Genomic DNA, 8,386 nt, shown 5'->3' on the forward strand with positions numbered 1-8,386 from the left:
ATTTGTAGTGCATTGATTTAAATTAACTATTTCTTAACAAGTCTCCGGTAACGTTCCCAATTGAGTGGAAAAAGAATCGTTTTGACGCTCTGGAATACACTCAAATCTGACAGAACGGAAGCTTAACCGTTCAAAAATGTAAAGATACGTTTATGCTTTGTGAGGGCTCTCACAAATATTCCGGTGCGGGAGGCGTGAAACAAGCAGAGGAAAAGAGGGGGGATCAACCCCCCGAATGTGGGGCATGCGATGCCGATTTAACGATTCGCCATGCCGCCTTCGGCAGGCTGAAGTATCGCCTGCAGCAACTCGGGCACCTGCTGGGACTCCACCGCCCGGCTGAACAGAAAACCCTGGCCGATATGGAAACCGGCTTCGCACAGCGTTTGGCGCTGTTGCTCGGTTTCCACGCCTTCGGCGATGATATCGATCGACAGTTTTTGACCGAGAATGCCGATGCTTTCCACGATCGCCAGGATCGCCGGTTCGGTGTTCATGCGTTGAATAAAGTCGCAGTCCAGCTTAATGCAGTCCAGCGGGTAATCCATGATATGGCTGAATGAGGAGTGGCCGGTGCCAAAGTCGTCCAGCGCGATGCGGATACCCATCTCTTTGAGCATTTGCAGCGCGCGCAGTACATATTTCGAACCGTGCTTGTTGAACGCGTGTTCGGTCACTTCCAGTTCGATCAGGTGATGGGGAATGCGGAACTTCAGCAGACGTTGCAGGAAGGTTTCGGCGTAGTTGTCGCGTAAAAACTCGATCGGCGACACATTCAGCGAAATAGGCCGCACCGCCACGCCGGCCGCGCGCCAGCGGGCGATATCGGCGAAGACTTTCAGCTGCATGGCTTCGCTGATCTTGGTTGCCAATTCGTAGTCGTTGAACGCCTCGCTTACCGTCGCCGGCAGCTGTACGCCGTTTTGCGGGCAGTGCCAGCGCAGCAGCGCTTCAAAGCCGATGATGCTGCCGTCGATCAGGCAGACTTTCGGTTGGTAGCTGGGGCGGATGCAGTTGTCGCGTACGATCTGGCGCGCGTAGTTGAGCTGGCTGGCGCGGGCGCGGGCTTTGTCCATCATCTTGCGATCGAACATGTAGACGCCGCCGCGGCCGCCGTCTTTCAGTTCATACAGCGCGGTATCGGCGCATTTCATCAGCTCCGAAGCGTCGCGAGCGTCTTTGGGATAGATGGCGCCGCCGATGCTCATGCCGCAATGCAGCGTCTTGCCGCCGTGGGTGATCGGCGTCTCCAACTGCAGCAGAAACTTGTTGGCGATGCGGAAAATATCCTGCTCGTTTTCGACATCGCTGATCACCACGGCGAACTCGTCGCCGCCGAGGCGGGAGACGAACGAATGCGCATTCATGCAGGCGCTGAGCCTTTTACCCAAGATCCGCAGCAGATGGTCGCCCGCCGCGTGGCCCAGCGTGTCGTTCACCAGCTTGAAGTGGTCAAGATCCAGCAGCATCAGCCCAAGCGACTTTTTGCCGTGCAGGGCGCGTTTCATCTCTTGCTTCAGCTTTTTCTTGAATAAGCGCCGGTTGGGCAGGCCGGTCAATTCGTCATATTCGCTGGCGAGCAACAGACGTTGTTCCATCACGCGTTGCGACGTCACGTCGCGCGAGACGCACAAGATCTCGGCCACGGCGCCGTGTTCATCGCTGACCGGTGTGAGAATGTTGTCCCAGTGCTGTTTTTTACCCTGCGGCGTCACGCTCAATCCGGTGAAGCGCGCATTTTTTCCGGCTCTGACGTTGCGCAGCGCCTTGCTGCCGCGGCGACGGATCTCGGGGGACAGCAGCCCCAGCCAGGGCATGCCAAACTCTTTTTGCGCCGGATCAAGACCGAGCGCCAGGCTGCCGGAGCGATTCATGTGGCGCAGCGTGCCGTCGTGATTGATCACTTTGATGCAGTCGACGCTGGCGTCCAGCATGTCTTGCTGGATAGAGAGCGCCTGAACGTTTTGCTGGCGTTGCAGCATTTGCGGATGGATGTCGGTGGCGGTGAGGTACCAGCTGGGCTCCTGCGCCATGCCGTCCTGACGGGCGTTAAACGCCAGCATAAACCACCGGTAGGCGCCGCTGCGCTCGCGCAGACGGGCTTCGCCGGCGAACGAGGAGAGGGCAACGATCGCCTGGCGCCATTGCGCGGCCAGGCGATCGCGGTCGTCGGGATGCAGTGCATCGAGCCAGTCTGCGGCGGCGTGCTCACCGGCGATGGCGCCGGTATAGTCGCGCCACTGCTTATTGAAGTAACCGCCAAGGCGGTTGCCGAAGCAAATCAGACCCGGCAAGTCGTCTACGATTTCGCTATAGAGATCAATAGGATTTTTGTTATTACTCTGCTTGGGCAACAGGGTCATGCGGTATTTCCTCGGAAAATTACCCATATTCTTGCTCTATAGCAGAGCCTCTTTCAATATAGTCATTGCCAATGAAAATGGGAATAGCCAGCGGGCGCGGCTAAGAACCAGCCTGGTAGCATGAAATAGATTACGCAAGAACGCATTAGGAATACTCCTGTTATTTATAAGCCCCTCTTATATTGCATCGAAAAATAAGTGCTCCGACCACGATGCTTTACTGTCTGAAAAAGTAATCAATATTGATGTTTCAATGTGGCGAAATGTTTAGCTGCCATGCTGTTGTTGCGCTCGGCATTTTGCTTGCGCTATGCACCAATACTGAAGAAATCCTCGCTTATGGCGGTGATGCTCACCATTTTATGCACGTTTCAACAGGCGCCAAAGCACGGCTCCCGGGCGATGACGAGAAAAGTGATGATATAAATCAAGAAATGTTTTGTTTCATCTGTTGACACTTTGCTGACGTGTGAGATAGCCTCGCGAATGATAATCATTAGCAAAACTGGATGGTGTCGCAAATGCATTCACGTAATGATCCCCAGGTAGCGGTTCGGATGACAGGCAACGTTCATCACACGAGACCACGTCTGCTGTGTTCTCTGGCAACGAGACAATGTATCGAACGGCAGTTGTCATCAGGCCTCTTGGGCGGCATCTTCACTTAGCCTCAACCAGCAGATCTCAGTATTAAGCCATGGCCGGATCAAGGCGGTCTATTATTTCCACGCATTTTTCGCGGATATATCGCGATCTCACGGAGTTGCATACGTTCTCAATCATGGGTAAGGAGGCCTCGGGCGGTTAAAATTAAATTTACTCTCTGGGTGTAAAGGAATTGGCAAAAAGAATGGGGCGTATCGGGTTACCGCTATTCTCAGGACTTTGATTAACCCCAAGAGACATTTCGGATGTCATATTAATACTAGCTTCTTTGTGGAGAAATCTATGGGTAATACCATGAATGGAAACAAAACAGGTTGGGACAGTGTTAACGATCTTATTCACTACCATGAGCGCGGGAATGGTTTGACGATCAATAATAAACCGTCCTATGACATAAATGATGCGGGGTTGCAGATAGCGCGCAGCGATAAAACCTGGAATGGCGTTCACGTCACGGGCAAAGATGCGACGGTGACCTATTCCTTCCCGGATTGGGAATATAACGAACTGAACCTGGGCCACCGCTCCTCAGAACGCGATACGGGGCTAAGTGCGTTCACGCAACATCAACAAGAACAGGCGAAGTTATCTTTGCAATCCTGGGCCGATGTTGCCAACCTAAAGTTTGTCGAAGTGGCATCGGATCAACCTTCCAATATTACTTTTGGGAATTATGAGGGGAAAGGGCAAGCGTATGCCTTGAAACCATTCTCATATAATGGCAATGACTACAGAGGATACAATTCTGATGGGCAAAGTTGGTATAATATTAAGAACCATTCTGAAAACTTGCACCCTGAGCTGGGTAATTACGGCCGTTTAACCATTACCCACGAAGTTGGCCATACTCTCGGGTTAGATCATCCGGGAACGTATAATGCGGGGCAAGGAAGCCCAAATTATACCAAGGCAGTTTACGCCGAAGATACCCGGCAGTTTAGCGTAATGAGTTACTGGAATGAATCCATTACCGATGCGGATCATGGCCACTACTATGCCGCTGCACCGCTGGTTGATGATATCGCGGCCATCCAACATCTTTACGGTGCCAACATGACCACCCGAACCGGCGACACCGTTTACGGGTTTAATTCAAATACAGGCCGAGACTTCTATACACTCAAGGGCAGCCACGACAAGCTGGTGATGTCTGTCTGGGATGCAGGTGGTAATGATACCCTTGATTTCTCGGGGTATAGCCAAAATCAACGTATCAACTTGAACGAAGGCGCGTTCTCCGACGTCGGGGGATTAAAAGGGAATGTTTCCATCGCTGCCGGTGTCACCATCGAAAACGCGATAGGGGGCTCAGGTAATGACATCATCGTTGGGAATCACGCAGGCAATACGCTCAAAGGCGGCGCCGGCAATGATGTTATTTACGGCGGGGCTGGTCAGGATCAATTATGGGGAGGAGACGGTAATGACATTTTTGTCTTCTCTGATCTTAATGACTCGCCTGTTCAGGCACCTGATACAATTTGGGACTTTGAGTCAGGCAAGGACAAGATCGATCTGTCCTTCTTCAACCAAGGCGATAAAGGCAGTGATTTCATTCAGTTCGTCGATCATTTCAGCGGGCAGGCCGGTGAGGCGCTATTGTCCTATGATAGCCAGAACAATCTGAGTGAACTGGCCTTCAACATCCAGGGCGGTGCAAATCCAGACTTCCTGGTGCACATCGTTGGACAGGCTGACGTCGCTGTTGATTTTATCGTTTAAAATGGCAACGGTGGGCGATGATGCCCACCGTTTCACATGGGCCACCTATGTATAAATTTATTCTTGTCGGAATAATATTCTTGTTTTCAGGAGTCTCTATGGCAAGCAGCCTGGTTTTACCTTCCGCCGAAACGCTATCCGGGCAGTGGACGGTCAGTGATAAATCAAAATCTTGTGTTGTGCAGCTCAACACGGAGAGTGTGGATTCGGCTGGCGGCTATAGCCTGAAATTCTTGTCTGATTGCACGCCCGACGTATTGCCGCAAGAGCCTGCCGCATGGCGTCCCGCCCCCGATGGCATTGCGCTGTTGGACAAGGATGGGCTAACCGTACTTTTCTTCTCTCAGGAAGACGATCATTACCGTAGTCAAATCTGGGCTGAGACAGGAAAGATCTTGAAGAGAAATAACTAGCCAACAACGCCTTCTTATCCCTCGGCCTCGGCCGGCGCTTCTGAACGCTGTCATCAGGTTTCACGTCGCTCCGCTCACGATTTTCTGAGATATCGTTCCCTTGGTTATTCGTTGTCTTGCTGCGTTTATATTGCGTCGGGTGGACACCGGCGCAATATCAGCCGGCAACGAACAGCCGCTGCTGCCAGTGCAACAGTTGTGTCAGCGTGATTGACGCAGCGGCAGCAATGGTCGCGCGATTTTCCAACGCAATCTCCCGCGCGCGTTGCAACGGCTCGGCGCTGAGGCGTTGCAAGTTTTGTTGCAGCGCCTGTTGCGTTTGCTCCAGCTCACCAACGCTAACGTGCGTCAGCTCATGATGCATCTGCTGCAAGAATTCGTCGGTTAACTGCCGCAGCTGTTCCGCGGTGAACGTCGGGGATTGCAGCGCGAACAGCAGGCCTTCGGCATGGGTGCAGCGGTGGAAGGCACATTGCACCACGTAGCCCACGTTGCGTTCCACGCGCAGCCGCTGAAAATAGCGCGGCGCGTAAAGCCGGGCCAGCACGCGCAGCGCCCAGCGGCCTTCGGCTTCATCGCTTTGCAGCGGGTAAAACTGCAGCAAGGCGTGTTCGGCGCCGCTTTCCGTCAGCGTGACAGGAGGAGGTAAACGCGGCGGCGTTTGCGGCTCAGCCGTTATGGCGTAGGGGAAGTCATACAGCAAATGTGACAGCCGCCGTTTTAACTCGCCATCGCCGCCGACCAGGGTGGCATGCCAGTGTGGCGCCGTTGCCGTAGAGACGTTCAACGCCGCCGGCAATTGGGCTAACAGGCGGCGAATGGCGATATCGTTTTGTTGTTTTAACTGCGCGTGGCGCAGGTTTCTCGCCGCCTCGTTGATGACGGCCGACGACGGCGCCGCCAGGGCCCGGTTCACGACGTTCAGGCCGTGGCAGATCAGCCCGTGGCTGCCCGCCAGCTGCAGCAGCCACACACCCTGGTGGCGTTCGACGCTTAAATGTCCCTCCCGATGCGCTAACTCGGCCGCTCCGGGGCGCAATGCCGCCTGCAAACCACAGGCCTGTTCTTCGCTGAGTGAGCCATGCGACGATGGGCGCAGCAACAGCACCGGCTGCGCCTCGCCGGAACGTAGATGCTGCAGCGGCGCCTGGCCGGCCGGCAAGGGCGGTATCGGCAGCGCCGCCGAAGCGGAGAAAAAGCGGAAAGGCTCCGCTGTAGGCGTCAGCGCGGCGCCGACGAAGGGGCCAAGGGTCAGCGGCAGCCCTTGGATTTCGCGCGTTTCACCGCCCCCCTCGGGCAGCACGGCCAGGCGGCGGCGCGGCGCTGCCATCAGCATAGCGAGTTGCCGTGTCCAGTCGTCATGCTGTTCCGTCGGCGGCAGCCCCAATGCCCTGGCCCGCAGCTGATCGAGCGGCGCCAAACGGTGAAAATCGCGGTTCGCCAGTTGCCCGAAATGCTCGAGCTGACCCGGTGTCAGCGCGTTCAGGGCCTGCAGCCATGCTAGCAAGGCGCTTTCGATATGGGCGGCCTCAGACGCCGAGCCGTGATTGACGGTGAAAATAAAACTCAGCAGGGCGCTGTTTTCGCCGCAGCGGGCATAATCCAGACGAACGGCGTCACCCCACGCGTGCGCGCGCAGCCGTGCCAGCAGCCCGCCTGGGGCATCGTCCAGCAATAAACGCTCAAGCCGTCGCAGCCAGCCGCGTGAACGGCAGTGCGGCAGGGCAAACACCAGCCGCAGCTGCGGCGCGCCGGGAAGAGACAGCGTGTAATCTTGTCCGGCGGCCAGCGGCGGCAATGTCTCGGGCGGCGTGGCGCTGCCCGACGGCAAGCCGCCACCGTAGCGCTGTGCCAGCGCATGCAGCTGCTCGAGCGATTGCGGGCCTTGCAGCCACAGCGTCATGTTCGGTGCGCGGTAATAGTGGTGGTGAAACTGCCGCAACGCCTGCTGCAATGCGGAAATATCGCTGCCGAAAGCGGCGCGGCTGCCGATATGAAAGCGATGCAGCGCGTCAAATCCGCTGAACATCTGCCGCTGCGCCGCTTCGCAGCGGGTTTCACCGTCGGCGCGCAGCAGGCGGTATTCGGCGTCGATGACCTCGATCTCCTGGGCGATTGCCTCAGCCGCCAGCTGCGGGGCGGCGAGCATATCGCTCAGCCGAGCCAACCCCTCCGCCAGAGGGGCAGCGCCCACTTCAAAGAAAAACGCGGTTTGCGTGGCCTGGGTGGTGGCGTTTAGCCGGCCGCCGGCCGCCTGCGTCCAGCCCATCAGCCCATCTTGCGCGCTGAAGTTCGCGCTGCCGCGAAACAGCATATGCTCCAGCAGATGCGCCAGGCCGGGCCAGGCGGCAGGCGCCTGAAAGCTGCCCGCTTCGATGCACACCAGTGCGGCGGCGCCCTCAGCGGCCGGGGTGCTTATCGCCCTGACGGCCAAACCGTTATCGAGCTGCCACGAAGCGGCGAGTGTCATCGTCAGCCCTTGAAGATCAGTCGGGAGTTGGTCTGATTGCGAAAGCGCAGCTGATCGATACCGATCTGCGAGCGATTCGCCGCTTCACGCGCCGCCAGAATGGTGCCGTGGTGCGGCGATTTGCCGCACACCGGGTCGGCGTTGTCGGCGTTGCCGGTCAGCATGAACGCCTGGCAGCGGCAGCCGCCGTAGTCTTGCTCTTTCTCCGAACAGGACCGGCAGGGCTCCGGCATCCAGTCATAGCCGCGATAGCGGTTAAAGCCGAAGGAGTGGTACCAGATATGCTGCAGATCGTGCTCCAGCACCGACGGAAACGTAATCGGCAACTGACGGGCGCTGTGGCAGGGTAACGCCATGCCTTCCGGCGTCACGCTCATGAAGATGGCGCCCCAACCGCCCATGCAGCCTTTAGGCCGCTCCTCGTAGTAATCCGGCGTGACGAACAGCAGGTTGGCCAGTTTGCCGTCGGCGGCCATGCGCTCGCGATAGCGTTTCACCACCGCTTCTGCCTCGGCGATCTGTTCGCGGGTCGGCAGCAGCCCTTCGCGGTTCAGGTGCGCCCAGCCGTAGAACTGGCAGGTCGCCAGCTCGACGTCGTCGGCATCCAGCTGGATCGCCAGTTCGATGATGCGGTCGATCTGGCCGATATTATGGCGATGCAACACGAAGTTGAGCACCATCGGATAGCCGAGCGCCTTGACTGCCCTGGCCATCGCCAGCTTCTGCTGAAACGCCCTGGCGGAGCCCGCCAG

The 8,386-nt window shown here is 56.9% G+C and carries 5 protein-coding genes; 2 read left to right on the forward strand and 3 right to left on the reverse strand.

Going from position 1 to position 8,386, the window contains the following annotated elements; genetic code table 11:
• Positions 1 to 257: 257 nt before the first annotated feature.
• The gene (locus tag AC2CGI_RS12860; protein WP_076740217.1) at positions 258 to 2,363 is read right to left on the reverse strand and encodes a putative bifunctional diguanylate cyclase/phosphodiesterase; all 2,106 of its coding nucleotides are present in this window, start codon (positions 2,361 to 2,363) and stop codon (positions 258 to 260) included.
• A 948-nt stretch (positions 2,364 to 3,311) separates the two neighbouring features.
• Between AC2CGI_RS12860 and AC2CGI_RS12865 the strand changes: the two genes are divergently transcribed.
• A complete protein-coding gene (locus AC2CGI_RS12865) occupies positions 3,312 to 4,751 on the forward strand; it encodes a serralysin family metalloprotease (RefSeq protein ID WP_076740216.1) in 1,440 nt (479 codons plus the stop codon).
• Positions 4,752 to 4,849: 98 nt separating this feature from the next.
• Positions 4,850 to 5,164, forward strand: coding sequence for an AprI/Inh family metalloprotease inhibitor (locus AC2CGI_RS12870; protein WP_004928502.1), 315 nt, complete (start codon positions 4,850 to 4,852; stop codon positions 5,162 to 5,164).
• Positions 5,165 to 5,321: 157 nt separating this feature from the next.
• Here the strand turns inward: AC2CGI_RS12870 and pqqF are convergent, their stop codons facing one another.
• Both pqqF and AC2CGI_RS12880 read right to left on the reverse strand, forming a co-directional pair.
• A complete protein-coding gene (pqqF, locus tag AC2CGI_RS12875; RefSeq protein ID WP_076740215.1) occupies positions 5,322 to 7,634 on the reverse strand; it encodes a pyrroloquinoline quinone biosynthesis protein PqqF in 2,313 nt (770 codons plus the stop codon).
• A 2-nt stretch (positions 7,635 to 7,636) separates the two neighbouring features.
• The coding region (locus AC2CGI_RS12880; protein WP_484593949.1) for an SPASM domain-containing protein at positions 7,637 to 8,386 on the reverse strand (750 nt) is incomplete at its 5' end.

It is taken from the genome of Serratia sp. LSHTC3, from assembly GCF_057197125.1.

Excerpts from the sequence above, each read along its gene's own strand:
- AC2CGI_RS12860 (WP_076740217.1), bottom strand. The coding sequence starts at position 2,363 with ATGACCCTGTTGCCCAAGCAGAGTAATAACAAAAATCCTATTGATCTC.
- AC2CGI_RS12865 (WP_076740216.1), top strand. The coding sequence starts at position 3,312 with ATGGGTAATACCATGAATGGAAACAAAACAGGTTGGGACAGTGTTAAC.
- AC2CGI_RS12870 (WP_004928502.1), top strand. The coding sequence starts at position 4,850 with ATGGCAAGCAGCCTGGTTTTACCTTCCGCCGAAACGCTATCCGGGCAG.
- pqqF (WP_076740215.1), bottom strand. The coding sequence starts at position 7,634 with ATGACACTCGCCGCTTCGTGGCAGCTCGATAACGGTTTGGCCGTCAGG.